At 70.6% G+C, this 15,124-nt stretch carries 13 protein-coding genes; 2 read left to right on the top strand and 11 right to left on the bottom strand.

Annotation, left to right across the window (positions count from 1 at the left end):
* Positions 1-195: 195 nt before the first annotated feature.
* On the top strand, positions 196-1,035 hold the full coding sequence (gene mftM / locus A3Q40_RS02000) for a mycofactocin oligosaccharide methyltransferase MftM (RefSeq protein ID WP_068099569.1): 840 nt from the start codon (positions 196-198) through the stop codon (positions 1,033-1,035).
* A gap of 19 nt (positions 1,036-1,054) precedes the next feature.
* Here the strand turns inward: mftM and A3Q40_RS01995 are convergent, their stop codons facing one another.
* From A3Q40_RS01995 to A3Q40_RS01955, 9 genes are all read right to left on the bottom strand, one after another.
* Positions 1,055-2,530 (bottom strand): HNH endonuclease signature motif containing protein, encoded by a 1,476-nt coding sequence (locus A3Q40_RS01995; RefSeq protein WP_235606397.1) that lies wholly within the window; start codon positions 2,528-2,530, stop codon positions 1,055-1,057.
* Entirely contained in the window at positions 2,458-2,883 is a 426-nt protein-coding gene (locus A3Q40_RS20705) for a hypothetical protein (protein ID WP_068099567.1), read from the bottom strand. The genes A3Q40_RS01995 and A3Q40_RS20705 overlap by 73 nt, the downstream gene beginning before the upstream one ends.
* Positions 2,884-2,944: 61 nt before the next feature.
* Complete coding sequence (locus A3Q40_RS01985; RefSeq protein ID WP_068099566.1) at positions 2,945-3,577, bottom strand: MadR family response regulator transcription factor; 633 nt, start codon at positions 3,575-3,577, stop codon at positions 2,945-2,947.
* Positions 3,578-3,590: 13 nt separating this feature from the next.
* Entirely contained in the window at positions 3,591-4,889 is a 1,299-nt protein-coding gene (locus tag A3Q40_RS01980) for a MadS family sensor histidine kinase (protein WP_068099565.1), read from the bottom strand.
* A 34-nt stretch (positions 4,890-4,923) separates the two neighbouring features.
* A complete protein-coding gene (locus A3Q40_RS01975) occupies positions 4,924-6,147 on the bottom strand; it encodes an iron-containing alcohol dehydrogenase (protein ID WP_068104901.1) in 1,224 nt (407 codons plus the stop codon).
* Between the two features lie 56 nt (positions 6,148-6,203).
* Positions 6,204-7,715 (bottom strand): MadC family VWA domain-containing protein, encoded by a 1,512-nt coding sequence (gene madC / locus A3Q40_RS01970; protein ID WP_068099564.1) that lies wholly within the window; start codon positions 7,713-7,715, stop codon positions 6,204-6,206.
* Complete coding sequence (locus tag A3Q40_RS01965; protein ID WP_068099563.1) at positions 7,712-8,749, bottom strand: MadB family AAA-type ATPase; 1,038 nt, start codon at positions 8,747-8,749, stop codon at positions 7,712-7,714. The genes madC and A3Q40_RS01965 overlap by 4 nt, the downstream gene beginning before the upstream one ends.
* A gap of 14 nt (positions 8,750-8,763) precedes the next feature.
* Positions 8,764-10,041 (bottom strand): NDMA-dependent methanol dehydrogenase, encoded by a 1,278-nt coding sequence (gene mdo / locus A3Q40_RS01960; protein ID WP_068099562.1) that lies wholly within the window; start codon positions 10,039-10,041, stop codon positions 8,764-8,766.
* Between the two features lie 121 nt (positions 10,042-10,162).
* Positions 10,163-11,488 carry an MFS transporter gene (locus A3Q40_RS01955; protein WP_235606396.1) on the bottom strand — a complete coding sequence of 442 codons (1,326 nt, stop codon included), beginning with the start codon at positions 11,486-11,488 and terminating at the stop codon, positions 10,163-10,165.
* A gap of 45 nt (positions 11,489-11,533) precedes the next feature.
* On the opposite strand from A3Q40_RS01955, the gene A3Q40_RS01950 reads away from it, so the two are divergent.
* Positions 11,534-13,042, top strand: a complete 1,509-nt coding sequence (locus A3Q40_RS01950; RefSeq protein WP_068099561.1) for a Mur ligase family protein — start codon at positions 11,534-11,536, stop codon at positions 13,040-13,042.
* On the opposite strand, the gene A3Q40_RS01945 is transcribed toward A3Q40_RS01950, so the two are convergent.
* Positions 13,014-13,808, bottom strand: coding sequence for a glutamate racemase (locus A3Q40_RS01945; RefSeq protein WP_068099560.1), 795 nt, complete (start codon positions 13,806-13,808; stop codon positions 13,014-13,016). The two genes, A3Q40_RS01950 and A3Q40_RS01945, sit on opposite strands and share 29 nt — an antisense overlap.
* A gap of 116 nt (positions 13,809-13,924) precedes the next feature.
* The gene (gene tuf / locus A3Q40_RS01940; protein WP_068099559.1) at positions 13,925-15,115 is read right to left on the bottom strand and encodes an elongation factor Tu; all 1,191 of its coding nucleotides are present in this window, start codon (positions 15,113-15,115) and stop codon (positions 13,925-13,927) included.
* Positions 15,116-15,124 lie beyond the last annotated feature (9 nt).

The raw sequence follows: 15,124 nt of genomic DNA, 5'->3' as shown, positions 1-15,124 counted from the left end.
ACGGAGGGGACGGTCGAGTGCGTCCCGTGGTCGACGACGCTAGGCCCGTCGCGGCCCGCCTCGCGGCGGTCCGCGGTGAAGCGAACCCGGTGCGGCAGTGCAGAACCGCCCGATCGGGTAGGTAGCTCACCGGCGCACCCGAGGGTTCGCGCGCATCCGGCCCGGCCGGCCTCGTCAGCGACCTACGCTCGGCGCATGCCGACCCTCGCCCCGTTCGACTCCCTCGCCCCCGGCACGCCGGGAGTGTGGTCCCACGGCACGGTCACGGTGATGCGGGAGTCGGGGGTGCCTGGTGCGGTGTCGGTGACGGTACGACGGGTGGGTGGCCGGCTGGTGGTCACCCATACCTTGCCTGCCGACCGGTTGCGTGAGTCGCTCGTGGCGGAGGTGACCGCGGGGGTCGCGGAGGTCGGCGCCGGGCAAGACGAGTTCGAGGCCGTCATGGTCGGCCTGGTGCGCTCGACCGTGGACGATCCGATCGACGCCTGGGCAACCTACTACCGACAGTCCCTGCGCGACCTCCTCGACGGGACGGCCGACTTCGCGCCCGTGCACGAGGTGGCCGAATCACTGGTCGAGGGAACGGTTCTGGACCTGGGGTCCTGCTTCGGCTTCTTTCCGCTGCGACTCGCCGCCCGCGGTGTCCCGGTGATCGCCACCGACCTCCACGCCGGCACGATGCGGCTGCTCGACGCGATGCGAGCACCCCTCGGCATCGACGTCGAGACGCTCGTCTGCGATGCAGCGGACGTCCCCGTGCCCGACGACGCCGCCGACACCGTGACCGCGCTGCACCTGCTCGAGCACGTCGACGCCGACCTCGGCGACCGCATCGTCGCCGAAGCACTGCGCGTCGCCCGACGCCGTGTGGTGATCGCGGTGCCGTACGAGGACGAGGCACAGGCATGCCACGGTCACGTTCGAGTCTTCGACGCGGACGCCGTCACCGCGCTCGCCGCCCGCTCCGGACGGCCGTACGAGGTGTTCTCCCACCATGGCGGGTGGGCGGTACTGGACGCTGCGTCGCCTGGATGACCACGCGGCGCCACCCCGGTCAGAACGGGGGTGGTGCGTCGTCGGGTTCGGGTGGTCGGACTCCGTTGAGGTTGTTGCGGAGGCGGTTTCGGTTGCGTTCCTGCCGTCGTCGGGCGTGTTTCTGCTCGGTGCGTGGGGCGGGTCGGGTGGGTTCGGGCTCGTCCGGTGCCGGGGTGCGCGGTGGTGCGGTTCTGCCGGTGGCGGGTGGGTCGCCGAAGACGATCATGTCGAGTCCGGGGTGGGTGTCGAACCCGGTGTGCGCCGGGCCGAGGACGGTGCGGCCTTCCGGGATGGTGAACGTGCGGATGATGCGGCCCGGGTGGTCGGGGTCGTCGTACTGGTCGTCGACGACGTCGCCGAACGTTTTCAGTAGGTGGTGGAACCGGCATTTCGCGCCGAGTCCGGTCGCGCTGGTCTGCCCGCCCCGCTCGGGTTTGCGGTGGTCGTATTCGGTGATGTGGTCGAGGTCGCCGTCCCAGGCGGGGGTGTTGCAGCCGGGCCAGGTGCAGTACCGGTCTCGGGCGCGAACGTACGCATCGAGCGCGGCTGAGGGTCGGTACGGGTCGGCGGGTTGGGTCGCGGGCAGTGGGGTGTCGGTGCCGTCGCCCAACGGGCGGATGATCGCGTCGGGGTCGGTGGCGAGGTCGCGGACGTGGGCTCCGGAGATGATGCCGAGCCCGGCGACGTACCCGACGCCGTCGATCAGGTCGGGCTTGGGCTCCGCCGCAGCCTCCCCGACCGCTGCCTCGTCGACCGGGACCGCCTCAGGCTCTACGGCAACGGCTGCTGCCTCGTCGACCGGGACCGCCTCGGGCTCTACGGCAACGGCTGCAGCCTCGTCGACCACGACCTCTTCCACGGTGACCTCGTCGGCGCCGCCCTGATCTGCCGCGACTGCCGTCGTCTCCACGTTCTGCGCCTGCGGGTGCGCCGCCGTGTTCGCGGGGACGGGTCCGGTGAGGGTGGTGGTGTCGGTGACCACGTGGATCACGATTCGTGCCGCGGTCGCCGCCACCTCGTCCGCATCGACCACCGTGAACGCACACTCCGGGCGACCGCAGTCGCAGCCGAACGGGGCGTGCTTGACCAACGCGAACAACGCATCCGACGCCCGCGCACCCATGCTGCGACTGTCGTGCTTGCAGACCTGCGACGCCAGTCTCTCGACGACACGAGCGACGATGGCGGCGCGTTCGGCGGACATCGTCGCCCCCACCGTCCCCATCCCATCGAGACCGGCCTCGGTGAAGAAGCACCGCCCTTTCAGTGCTTCCTCCCGTCGTTCGCGGACGGCGTCGGGATCACGGCGGTAGACCATCTGATCGCACAGATCCCGCACCCGCGCCGTCGACCACGACCCCGGCTTCCGCAACGCCGCGGCGATGTCGGCGTCCACCAGCTCCTGATACGGGCGGCCGTGGATCAGTTCGGTGCGGGAGACGATGGTGCGAATGAAAGTCGGGGAGACCACTCCGTCGCGCAGGCACTCGAACACCCGCGGCAGCCGGTCGAGGAGGGCGACGGCGTTGTCGAGGAGTCGTCGGCGACGTACTGCGAGACCGACAGGGCGGTGGCGATGCGGGCGGCGCACTGGGCGTACGCATCGACCGCCCGCTCGTCGTGGTCTTCCTCCGGCACCACCAGTTCGGTGTGGAGGGCGGCGGCGTGCCGGTAGCGGCGCCACTCCAGATAGCCCGCTCCCGCAGCGAGATCCGCCAGGGCGTCGAGGTGCCCGACCACCGGCAAGTCGAACGACACCGGCAGACCCACCGCGGCGTGATCACGCTCAGGCCACGGCACACTGCCCACCTGCGCCGCGCCCACCGCGCCGACCCCCCGATCGCTCATGTGTTCGATTGTAGTGGCCCCCACCGACACCCGCCACGACAACGACCGGAAACCGGGACGGCTAGATCAACCCACCCTTCCCGGCGAGGTGTACGGCTTCCGCGCGCCGGGTCGCACCCAGCTTGCGCATGATGTTGCTGACGTGGAACTTCACGGTGGTGGCGGAGATGAACAGCTCCGACCCGATGGCGCTGTTGGACAGTCCGGTCGCGAGCAACCGCAGCACCTCGAGTTCCCGCTCGGACAGCGAATCCTCGCGCACCCCCGTGCCGTTGAGCGATCGCACCACGGCCGAGGCGCTCCGCGCGTCGAACGCGGATTCGCCGCGCGCCACCGCGCGGATGGCCCGCACGAGCTCGGTGGTGTCGACGTCCTTGACCACGTATCCGCGCGCGCCGGCGTGCACGGCGTCGACCACCAGGCGTTCGTCCAGGAACGTCGTCAGCACCAGCAGGCCCATCGTCGGGTGGCGCGCCGACAGTGCGCGGCAGACGGCGAGACCCTCGTGGTCCGAGCCGGCGGACAGCTTGAGGTCGAGCAACGCCACCTCGGGCACCAATCGGTCCGCCAGGGCCAACGCCTCCCGAGCCGAGGCGGCCTCGCCCACGACCTGCAGGTCGGGTTCCCGCTCGAGCACCGACCGCAGTCCCTGCCGCAGAATGGCGTGGTCGTCGACCAGCATGATGCCCGTCATCGCCGTGCTCCCGTCATCGCTGTCCTCCCGTCGGGATGGTGGCGGCGACCTCGATTCCGCCAAGCCGTGAGCGCCCGACGTCGAGGTGACCGCCGAGTTCCCGTGCGCGCGTAGCCATGTTGACCAGTCCGCGGTGGGCGCCGCCGAGATCGCCCGACTCGGCGAGACGCATGGCGGTGCGCACGGTGGCAGGGTCACCGTCACCGTCGTCGGACACGACGAGCGTCACCGTGCCCCGCCGGTACCGCAGGTCCAGGGCGGCGTGCGACGCGTCGGAATGCACCGCCGCGTTGAACAGGGCCTCGCCGGCGATCCGCAGGATCGCGTGCTCGACGTCGCCCGGCAGTTCCTCCGGTGTTCCGTCGATGTCGACGACGACCTGCAACTCGTCGGGCATGTGCACGACGCTGAGTTGATCGAGCATGTCGGGCAACGACGATCGTTCCGCATCGCCCGCATGGCCCAGCGAGTAGATGGCGGAGCGCAACTGCTCGACCGCACGGCGGGTCAGGTCCTTCGCCAGATCGAGTCGCTCGCGTCGTTCGGACTCGGGAATGTCGTTGCGGCACACCTCGATCTGCATCCCCGCCGAGAGCACCGCCTGGGTCACGCTGTCGTGCAGCTCGCGCGCGATGCGATGCCGCTCCTCGTCGAGCACCTGATGCCGATGGGCCGCCCCGAGGCGACGCTGCGTGGCCTCGAGTTCGGCGTTGCGCACGGCGAGATCGGCCGCGGTCCGTCGCGCGTCCTGGAAGGTGGCCGAGTTCTGCAGTGCCACTGCCGTTTGCGACGCCAGGATGCCGAGCACGGCGCCGTCGGTCGCGTCCAACGTGCGCCGCGGATCGGTCCACGCGGCGAGCGCACCGACGGCGCCGTCGACGGACTCGATCGGCACGAACGCGTAATGCGGTTCGATCACCTGCTCCGCGGCGAAGCGGGCGCTGCGGACGTCCTCGAGGCATGCAAGCACGTCGTCGGGCAACGGCGGGCCCTCCACCTCGCCCACCAGGAACGGGCTCGCGTCCGGCCCGAGGACGAGTCGACGAGGCCCGGTGCCCGGCAACGACGCGTCGGTCAGCGCGACCACCACCCAGCGGGCGTTCAGATGCGCCCGTGCCGCTTCGGCGACCGCGCAGATCAACGTCTCCGGCCCCTCCACGGTGCGGGTCAGCGCCCGCGAGACGAGATCGAGAGCGTGCACGACGCGCTCGAGCCGTTCCGCGGCGCCCCGATACTGCGGGTAGTACGTGCTTTTCGACGATCTGAGCCCGGTGAGCAGGGACAGATCGGTGACGGGCTCGGCACCGGTCACAGCGCCGCAGGCCTCACCGAACGCAGCGCCGGTCTCACAACGCCTGCCGGAACAACGCCGCGACGTCGGCGTGGGTGACCGGACGCGGATTGGTCGCCATGCACGCGTCCCGCAGCGCGAAGCCGGCGAGACGGTCGACGTCCTCCTCGCGGACGCCGATGGTTCCGAGCGACCGCGGCACACCGACCTGACGGGCCAACGTCTCCACCCGATCGGCGACCGCCAGCGCCGCCTCGCGCGCACTCCCCCGCGCCTCGTCGAGACCGAGCTGCCGCGCCACCGGAACGTAGGGCGAGCCGTCGGCGTCGGCGTTGAACCGGATCACGTGCGGCAACAGGATCCCGTTGATGACACCGTGCGGCAGGTCCAACAGACCGCCGACCTGGTGGGACATGGCATGAGCCGCACCGAGAATCGCGTTGGTGAAGGCCAATCCGCCCTCCAGGCTGGCCTGGGCCATGACGGTGCGCATGGGCAGCGAGGTGGGATCGTCGATGGTGCGCGCGAGCGTGCCGATCACCAACGTGACCGCCCGAAGAGCGTGGTCGTCGGTGAGAGGGTTGTGCGCCAATGAGACGAACGCTTCGATCCCGTGCGTGAGCGCGTCGAGACCGGTTGCAGCACTGAGCCATTCCGGCATCGTGGTGAGCAACCGCGGGTCGATCACCGTAATGTCGGGCACCAGCGAGCGACCGAGAATCGTGATCTTGGTGCCGCGGCCGGTGTCGGTGACGATGCAGAACTGGGAGACGTCCGCACCGGTTCCTGCGGTGGTGGGCACCATGACGAGCGGGGGAATGGGCGCGGCCACCCGGTCCACACCCTCGTAGTCGAGAATGCGCCCGTCGTTCGCCGCGAGGATCGCCACGCCCTTGGCCGCGTCCATCACGCTGCCGCCCCCGACCGCGACGAGGACGTCGCAGCCGCGGTCGCGGTAGACGTCGACGCCCGCCTCGATCTCGTGGTCCTTGGGATTCGGCGTCGGCTCGGACCACACGACGGGATCGAGCCCCGCCGACCGCAGATCCCGCGCGATCTCGTCCACCCATCCCGTCGCGACCAGTCCGACGTCGGTGACCAGGAACGGCCGCCGGCCGCCCAGCCGCGTCACGGCGTGCGCGACCTCCCCCGTCGACCCGACCCCGAACACGATCTCCGGTGCGTGGAACTTGACCACCCGACCCGCGCCGTCGCCCGTGACGCGGGAGAGCGAGGTCGCCGGGGTCGGGCCGGTGGAGACGTCCGTCGTGCCGAGCATGTGATCCAGCTTACGTCCGGAGAGTCCGGTTTCCCCTGCCCGATCGGGCAGGTCGATCACCGCAGCGCGGATCCCAGATCGGCCGCCCGCTCCACCAGCCGGCGGGCGTCGCAGGCCACCACCACACCGTCGCAGACCTCGGCGTACTCCTCCATCGAACACGTCGCCTGCGACCAGTACCGCTCGGCCTCCGGCGTGATCCACGCCAGCCGGTGCGTGCGCCGGGCGATGGTCTCGAGGTCGCGGACACCGGACGGCAGACCGTTGCACCGACCGTCCCCGACGATCACCACCGAGGTCCGGGACGTCACCGCGGACCCGTGGTGCGCGAGCACGTCGGCGAAGACGCGTCCGTAGTCGCTCGACGCCTCGAGGTCGAGCTCCGGCGCAGCGAGCACCGCGGCCAGGGCGTCGTCGCCGGTGCTGCTCGCGAGCACGTCGGTGACGTCCACGGGCCGATCGACGAAGGCGAGCACCGTGCACCGGGACACGCGGTGGCGCAGAGACTGCGCGAGGCGCAGCGCGAACGCCGTGATCGGCCGGACCGACAGCGACACGTCCGCCAGCACGAGCAGCCTGACCTGCTCCGGGACCGGGGTCCGCGAGATCAGACGGAACGGCACCCCGTCGGTCCGCATGCCCGCCCGCACCGTTCGCCGCAGATCGAGTCGACCCGCGCCGTGCTCGCGGGGACGCGGCCGAGGCGCGCCCCGCATGCGCCGCACCACCTCGCGGGACGCCGCGGCGACGTCCGCGCGGTCGGTGGGCACCCCCGGCTCTCCCGTCGACGAGGGAGCGTCGACGTCCTGCTGAGCGACGGCGTCGACGAACGCCTCCACCGCCGCCGCCAGCCGATCGAGTTGCGCACGCGTGAGTTCCTCGCCGGGTCCGGCGTCGCCGTACACGGTCGACGGGTCGTAGGCGTTCAGCCATCCCAGGATTCCCGCCGGGTCGTCCCACCGCAGCACGCCGTGCGCGACCACGGCGTCCGACGACGCGAGCTCACCGACGGTCGCGCTGTCGCCCCGATCGACCTCCACCGTGTACGTCACGCCCCGCCGGCCGGATTCTGCGTCGGTGTCCACGGAGACCTCGGAGTCGGCGCCCGTGAGCGAGAGATCGTCGTCGTCCTTGTGCGGGTTGAATCCCTTCTCCTTCTCGGGGGTGTCGAAGAAGTCCCCGACGTCGGCGGCCCGCTCGTTGTAGTCGGCGTAGCGGCCGACGTCGGCGTGGTCCCCCGCCACCTCCAGCGACGTCGGCAACCCGTCCGCGGTGACCGCACCGGACGGCGGCCGGGCATCGGCGTCGACGAGCGTGACCGCGGGGGCGAACATCTCGTCGAAGGCTCGATCGAACGCCGCACGCTCGTGGGAGTACTTCGCGCACGTCGCCCGCAGGGCCCACCGGAGCGCGCCGAGATCACGCGCGCCGAGCAACCCCAGCACTCGCCGGACCTCGATCACCTCGGCCGGTGACGCCGCGACCCCGTGGCGCCGCAGCACCCGTCCGAAGCCGGCGGCGACCACGTCGAGCACGACGGCGGGCGCCGGGGCGGCGGGGTGGGTCACGACCGTCCGCCCCGACCCCGGAACGCGGCCGTCGTCGAATTCGGCGGCGCACTCGCGATGCTCGGCACCACCGTCCGCTCCGGCGCCGGGGGCGCTGCGGGCGCAGTCGCTCGCGCCCGCACCAGCTCGGTGTCCGAGGCGTACTTCAGCAGGACCGAGTACAGCGTCTCCCGAGTCGCCGCGGATGCGGTGTCGCCGAGGAGCATCGCCGCGCGGGCCGCATCGATCACCTCGGACACCGAGGGCGCCTTCCGCAGCGGCAGATCACGCAGCGACCGCGCCAGATCCACCACGTCGGCGATGACACCCTCCTCCACGTCGGGCGCGCGGGACGACACGATCTCGCGCTCGATCTCCGCCGTCGGGAAGTCGACGGTCAGATGCAGACACCGCCGCTTGAGAGCGCCCGACAGTTCCCGAGTGTCGTTGGACGTCAACACGACCCACGGAGCCGTGCGCGCGGTGAAGGTCCCCACCTCCGGTACCGTCACCTGCTTCTCGGCCAGCACCTCGAGCAGCAGCGCCTCCATCGACTCCTCGGTGCGGTCCACCTCGTCGACCAGCAGCACCACCGGGTCCTCGGACAGGATCGCGTCGAGCAGAGGTCGCGGGGCGAGGAACGCCTCCGAGTACAACCCGAAGTCCACGTTCGCCAGCATCGCCGACGCGGCGGCCAGGTCCGGCGCCGACGCGAGCTCGGCGCTCGTCCGGTCCCGCAGCATCTGCACGTGCAGCAACTGCCGCGCGTAGTCCCACTCGTACAGCGCGCGGTTGTCGTCGAGGCCCTCGTAGCACTGCAACCGCACCAGTCGTCGTCCACCCGCCTCCGCGAGCGCCTTCGCCAGTTCCGTCTTGCCGACGCCGGCCGGACCCTCGAGCAGCAGCGGGCGGTCGAGCGCGATCGCGAGGCGCACCACCGTGGCGAGTTCGTCGCTCGCGACGTAGCCCGTCGTCGCCAGCGCCTCCCGCACGCCCGCCGTCGTCGTGAGATCCGCGCTCTCCCGCTGCCGCGCGAAGGATCCGACCGTCGTCATCTCGTGGCCTCCGATCAGCGCCGGTAGGCGGAGTTGATGGCGTGGTCGACGACCGGGATCATCGAATCCACCGTCACCTCACGGGGATTGCCCGGGGTGCACCAGTCGTCCTGGATGTGCTCGGAGATCGCCAGCACCGTCTTCTCGTCCCCGGTGATCACCTCGCCCCGGCCGGTGTACTTGCCGGTGTTCATCCGGTTCTTGTCGTAGAGCCGGGTGGTGACCTGCGAGAAGTTGTCGGGGATGCCGACGTCCTGCGACAGCCGGATCGCGGCCTCCACGGCGGCGTCCGCCGCCTGCACCGTGGTCATGTTCCGCGTGTCGACACCCATCGCGCCGGCCAGCTGGGCGTACCGCTCGTAGCGGGACGGCAGGTTGTACTCCCACACCCGCGGCAGGGCGATGGCGTTGTTGAGTCCGTGGTGGCTGTCGAAGAACGCACTGACAGCGTGCGAGATCGAGTGCACGATGCCGAGACCGCCGGAGTTGAAGGCCTGGCCGGCGATGTACTGCGCATTCATCATTCCCTCGCGGGCCTTCAGATTGCGCGGCTCGTACACGGCCTCGCGGAGGTTCTTGGCCACCAGCTCCACCGAGTACAGCGCATTGCCCAGCGACGGTGCGAAGTCGAGACGCGAGACGAACGGCTCGCTGCCGTGGGCGAGAACGTCGAATCCGCAGTACGCCGTGAAGTGCTGGGGGCAGGTGTAGTACAGCAGCGGATCGTCGATCGCGACGGTGACGATCGACGCCTCGTCGAACGCCACCCACTTGTGCGGCTTGTCCATGTCGGAGGTGTCGGTGATGACGTAGGCCCACGACGTCTCGGAACCCGTTCCCGCCGTGGTGGACACGGCGATGTGGGGCGGGTTCTGCTTGTTGGTGGACTTGGCGAAGCCCTCGAACTCGTTGATGTTGCGGCCGTCGTGAGCGATGACCACGCGGGCGCCCTTCGCGGCGTCGTGGCTCGAGCCGCCGCCGACGGAGATAATGCTGTCGCACTTCTCCTTCTGATACAGGGCCGCGGCGTCCATGACGTTGTAGTCCTTGGGGTTCGACTCCACCTTGTCGAAGAGGACCACCTCGACACCCTGGTACTCGATCTTGCCGATGAGCTCCTCGATGATGCCGGACCCGCGGAGTCCGGTGGTCACCAGCAGGGCGCGCTTGAACCCCAGGTTCTTCGCCTCCACCCCGATGATGTCGTGGGCGCCCACACCCATCAGGGCACGGGGGAACGGGTGGAACTCCTTGATGGGAAAGTCCCAGATCTGGTTCAACTCGATGGCCATCGGAGGTCTCCTCGGGGGTCGGCAGTCGGTGTGACTGCCATCACCCTGCGTGCTGCGCGAGACCGCGAGAAGCGTTACGCCGCAGAACCGTCCGGTGGCCGACCCGCTCCTGCCCGATCGGTCAGGCGGGCTGCCTGTCCGGACCGAGCGGGCGAACGTCCCGACCGGCCCGCCGGGCGGACACCCGCGTCGCCACCACCGACCCGAGAGCGCACGCGATGACGTACCCGCCGTACACCGTCGCGGTCACCGACAACCCGACCACCCCGACGACGAACCCGGCGATCACGGCCGGGAGGCCGAACGCGAGGTAGCTCAGCACGTACGTCGTCGAGAAGACGCCCGCGCGATCGTCGGGAGGCGCGATCGCGCCGATCACCCGCATCGCGCCGAGAAACGCGGCACCCCAGCCGAGTCCGGACACGGCGGTCCCGGCGAAGTAGACGGCCGCGGTCCCCGTGGCGAGGCCCATCAGGTCGAGGCCGACCCCGACCACGAGCACGAGCGCGCCGACGGCCATCACCCGACGACCCCGCGCCGCGTCGGTCACCAGGCGCGACGCCACCGCGGCACCCGCTGCCCCGGCCGTGAACAGGGTGAAGATGTCGAGTCCCGCCGCGACGGCGCCGGTCAGCCCGAACTCCGACCGCATGATCGACGGCCCCAGCGAGAGGTGGAATCCGCCGAGCGACCACGTGGCCACCAACGACGGCATGACCGCCCAGAAGGCCGACCGGATGGACGCGGGCAACGACACCGTCGGGGTCAGACTCCGGCGGAGGTGTCGCCGGTCGGTGAAGCCCGCGGCGACGGCGGACTCGGGCACGGCGACCATCGCGCCTGCCAGTGCGAGCAGCGCCGCGATCAGCAGGACGTACACCGTCGTGGTCGGCCAGGGCGCGAACTGCACCAGCAGACCCGCCCCCATGCCGCCGCCGGCGAGTCCGATCGCGGGAGCCAGGCTGTTCACCAATGGACCGCTGCGTGGCGTCGGCGAGAGGTCGGTGATCGCCGCCGTCAACGCGCCGGTGGCAGCACCGGCCGCGACGCCCTGCAGGACCCGAGCCGCGATCAACCACCCCACCCCGTCGGCGACCGCGAACACGATCAGGGACACCACCAGCAGACCGATCGAGGCGAACACCACCGGCTTGCGCCCGATGTGGTCGGACAGCCCACCGACCACCAGCAGCGACACGAGCAGCGCCAGCGCGTACACGGCGAACACGACCGTCAGGACCGACGCGCCGAACCCCCATTCCTCCCGGTACAGCGGGTAGAGCGGCGACGGCGCACTGCTCGACGCCATGATGGTGAAGTACACGACGGCGACGACACGAAAGGCCGCACGCCGCGACAGGCGGCCGGTCCGGGAGTCGAGTTCGAGGGTCGTCACGTGCGGTGTCAGCGCCGAGCGGCCCGACATCATTCCCTGTCCGAAGGACATGTCCGATTCTCGGTTGGACCGGGCCGGGCGCGGGTAGGACGAACGATGCGTTCCGGACATCTCACCCGGGCGACGGGCGTCGTCACCCTGGGCGACGTCGCGTCGTTTCTCGGCCGCGACAGCCCGCCCGACGCGGCTCGGCCGGTCCGCGACGTCTGCGACGACTCACGAGCCGTGCGTCCCGGCGATCTCTACCTCGCCCTGCCCGGCCGGGTGCATCACGGACTCGATTTCGAACGCGACGCGATCGAGCGTGGGGCCGTCGCCGTCGTCAGCGACCGCGTCGCCGACCGTCTTCCGACCGTCGTCGTCCCGCATCCCCGAGCCGTCGCCGGACCGCTGGCGTCGTGGTTCCACGGCCGGCCGTCGTCCGCGCTCGAGGTCTTCGGCGTCACCGGTACCAACGGCAAGACCAGCACGACGCACTTCCTCCACGCCGGTCTGCAGGGCGCCGGCCGCACCCCGGGCCTGGTGTCCGGCATCGCGATCTCGTCGTCCGACGGCACCGCCGAGCGGCCGATCCGGACCACCCCCGAGGCCACCGTCCTGCACCGCACGCTCGCCACCTTCGTCCACAACGGGTGCGACAGCGCCGCGGTCGAGGTGTCCTCCCACGCCGTCGCCGAGCACCGAGTGGACGCACTGGACTTCGCGGTGCTCGCCTTCACCAATCTCGGCCGCGACCACCTGGACTACCACGGCACGATGGAGAACTACTTCGCGGTCAAGGCCTCCCTTTTCGATCCCGAACGGACGAGGTCCGCCGTGGTCGGTGTCGACGACGCCTGGGGACGACGCCTGGCCGCCGAGTGTGCGCTGCCCGTGACCACCGTGTCGACCTCGGACCCCGCAGCCGACGTCCTCGCCACCGACATCGACTGCGGTGACCACCGCACGGCGTTTCGCGCCCACACCCCGGTCGGCGCGGTCGATCTCACCCTCCCGGTCCTCGGACCTCACCAAGTCTCCAACGCCCTGGTCGCGCTGGCGGTGCTGGTGTCCGGCGGACACGACCCGGACGCCGCCGCCCACGGCATCTCCACCGTGCACGGCATCCCCGGCCGGCTCGAACCCGTCACGGCCGGGCAGTCGTTCACCGCACTGGTCGACTACATGCACAACCCGTCGGGCCAACGCAGCACCCTCCCGTACCTGCGATCCATCACCCCGGGCAGACTGGTCCTGGTCATCGGAGCGACGGGCGGGCGCGATCCCGGCAAACGCGGCGACCTCGGCGCCGTCGCCGGGCACTGGGCCGACACCGTGATCGTGACCGACGAGAGTCCCGGCGACGACCGAGCGGACGTCCTGCGTGACGACGTCCTCGCCGGGGCCCGAACGACGAGCGCCCGCGTCCTCGAGGTTCCGGATCGCCGCGCGGCGATCGACCGCGCCGTCGCCGGCCTCACCGAGGGCGACACCGTGGTCGTGGCCGGACGGGGAAGCGACCGATGGCAGCAGTTCGGTTCCCGCCGAACGTTCTTCGACGACGCGACGGAACTGTACGAGTCGGTCGTCCGCGCGATCAGCGCAGGGCGGTCCGCCGCGCGCTGAGCGGGTCCGCTCCGGCGCCGGCGAGCACCCGGCCCGCCTCGAACGAGAGTGCCTGCGGCGGTAGGGAACCGGGACGCCCGGAGAGGAAGACGGACAGCGCACCGGCACCCGGCGGCACATCCACGGCGTCGACCTGCCGGAGTGTCTGCGCCGCCACGGCATCGGCACTGTCGTACATGCGGACCGCGGGCGGCAGGGACGCCATGATCTCGCCGGCGACCAGGGGGTAGTGCGTACAACCGAGAACGATCGCCTCGGTGTGGGCGGGGGTGCGCTCCGCGGCCGACAGTATGGCGGCCGAGACGGCGTCGGTGTCACCGCGATCGATGGCGTCGGCGAGGCCGTGGCAGGCGACCGCCGTGACGTCGGCGTCCGCAGCGAACTGCTGGACGAGCGCGGCCTGGTACGACGACGCGGTGGTGGCGGCCGTGGCCCACACCGCGATGGTGCGACAGTCCCGCGCGGCCGGCTTGATCGCGGGCACCGTGCCCACCACCGGCACCGACGGACCGAGGGCCGAGCGCGTCTCGGCGAGCGCGACGACACTGGCCGTGTTGCACGGCAGCACCACGACGGCGGCGCCCCCGTCCACGGCCCGCCGAGCGGTGTCGACGACGCGTCGGACGGTCCACTCCACGGGCTTCGGGCCCCACGGAGCGCCGTCGGGATCCAGGTGGAGCTGCAGGTCGAGATCGGGTCGCGCACGACGCAGCCGAGCGGCGGTCGGCAGGGAGCCGAGGCCGGAGTCGATCAGCGCGACGGTCACGGTGGGTCAGTCTACCGGCGCGCAGGTCGGCCGCCTCGCACCCCGACAAGCAGCGAAAACGCCGAACGGCGCCCACCCCGAAGGGTGAGCGCCGCAGGCGAAGTGAGACGGGTGTCTTACTTGATGATCTTCGTGACGCGACCGGCGCCGACGGTACGACCACCCTCACGGATGGCGAACCGCAGGCCCTCGTCCATGGCGACCGGCTGGATCAGCACGACGGACATCTCGGTGTTGTCACCGGGCATGACCATCTCGGTGCCCTCGGGGAGGGTCACGACGCCCGTCACGTCCGTGGTACGGAAGTAGAACTGCGGGCGGTAGTTGTTGAAGAACGGGGTGTGGCGACCGCCCTCGTCCTTAGACAGGATGTACGCCTGGCCCTCGAACTCCGTGTGGGGAGTGGTGGTGCCGGGCTTGACGACGACCTGTCCACGCTCGACGTCCTCGCGCTTGATGCCGCGGACGAGGAGGCCGACGTTGTCGCCCGCCTGGCCCGAGTCGAGCAGCTTGCGGAACATCTCGATGCCGGTGACGGTGGTCTTGGTGGACTTCTCGCGGATGCCGACGATCTCGACGTCCTCGTTCACGTTGATCTGTCCACGCTCGACACGACCGGTGACGACGGTGCCGCGGCCGGTGATGGTGAAGACGTCCTCGACGGGCATGAGGAACGGCTTGTCGGTCTCGCGGACCGGGTCCGGGATGGAGTCGTCGACGGCCTGCATGAGCTCGGCGACCGACTCGGCCCACTTCTCGTCACCCTCGAGGGCCTTGAGAGCGGACACCTTGACGACGGGAGCCTCCTCGTCGAACTCCTGCGCAGCGAGGAGCTCGCGGACCTCCATCTCGACGAGCTCGATGATCTCGTCGTCGTCCACCATGTCGGCCTTGTTCAGGGCGACGAGGATGTAGGGCACGCCGACCTGGCGGGCGAGCAGCACGTGCTCACGCGTCTGGGGCATCGGGCCGTCGGTGGCGGCCACGACCAGGATCGCACCGTCCATCTGAGCCGCACCGGTGATCATGTTCTTGATGTAGTCGGCGTGGCCCGGAGCATCGACGTGCGCGTAGTGGCGCTTCTCCGTCTGGTACTCGACGTGGGAGATGTTGATCGTGATACCACGAGCCTTCTCTTCGGGAGCCTTGTCGATCTGATCGAAGGCAAAGCTCTCGTTGAGGTCGGGGTACTTGTCGTGCAGAACCTTGGTGATCGCTGCGGTCAGCGTCGTCTTGCCGTGGTCAACGTGACCGATGGTCCCGATGTTGACGTGCGGCTTCGTCCGCTCGAACTTCGCCTTCGCCACTGTGTGTCC

It is taken from the genome of Rhodococcus sp. PBTS 1 (genome assembly GCF_001620025.1).
Classification (GTDB): domain Bacteria; phylum Actinomycetota; class Actinomycetes; order Mycobacteriales; family Mycobacteriaceae; genus Rhodococcoides; species Rhodococcoides kroppenstedtii.
The sequence above is the reverse complement of the archived record's forward strand: the minus strand, read 5'-3'. Positions and strand labels throughout refer to the sequence as shown.

Excerpts from the sequence above, each read along its gene's own strand:
- A3Q40_RS01955 (WP_235606396.1), bottom strand. The coding sequence starts at position 11,488 with ATGTCCTTCGGACAGGGAATGATGTCGGGCCGCTCGGCGCTGACACCG.
- mftM (WP_068099569.1), top strand. The coding sequence starts at position 196 with ATGCCGACCCTCGCCCCGTTCGACTCCCTCGCCCCCGGCACGCCGGGA.
- mdo (WP_068099562.1), bottom strand. The coding sequence starts at position 10,041 with ATGGCCATCGAGTTGAACCAGATCTGGGACTTTCCCATCAAGGAGTTC.
- A3Q40_RS01975 (WP_068104901.1), bottom strand. The coding sequence starts at position 6,147 with ATGCTCGGCACGACGGACGTCTCCACCGGCCCGACCCCGGCGACCTCG.
- A3Q40_RS01950 (WP_068099561.1), top strand. The coding sequence starts at position 11,534 with ATGCGTTCCGGACATCTCACCCGGGCGACGGGCGTCGTCACCCTGGGC.
- A3Q40_RS20705 (WP_068099567.1), bottom strand. The coding sequence starts at position 2,883 with ATGAGCGATCGGGGGGTCGGCGCGGTGGGCGCGGCGCAGGTGGGCAGT.
- A3Q40_RS01965 (WP_068099563.1), bottom strand. The coding sequence starts at position 8,749 with ATGACGACGGTCGGATCCTTCGCGCGGCAGCGGGAGAGCGCGGATCTC.
- A3Q40_RS01985 (WP_068099566.1), bottom strand. The coding sequence starts at position 3,577 with ATGACGGGCATCATGCTGGTCGACGACCACGCCATTCTGCGGCAGGGA.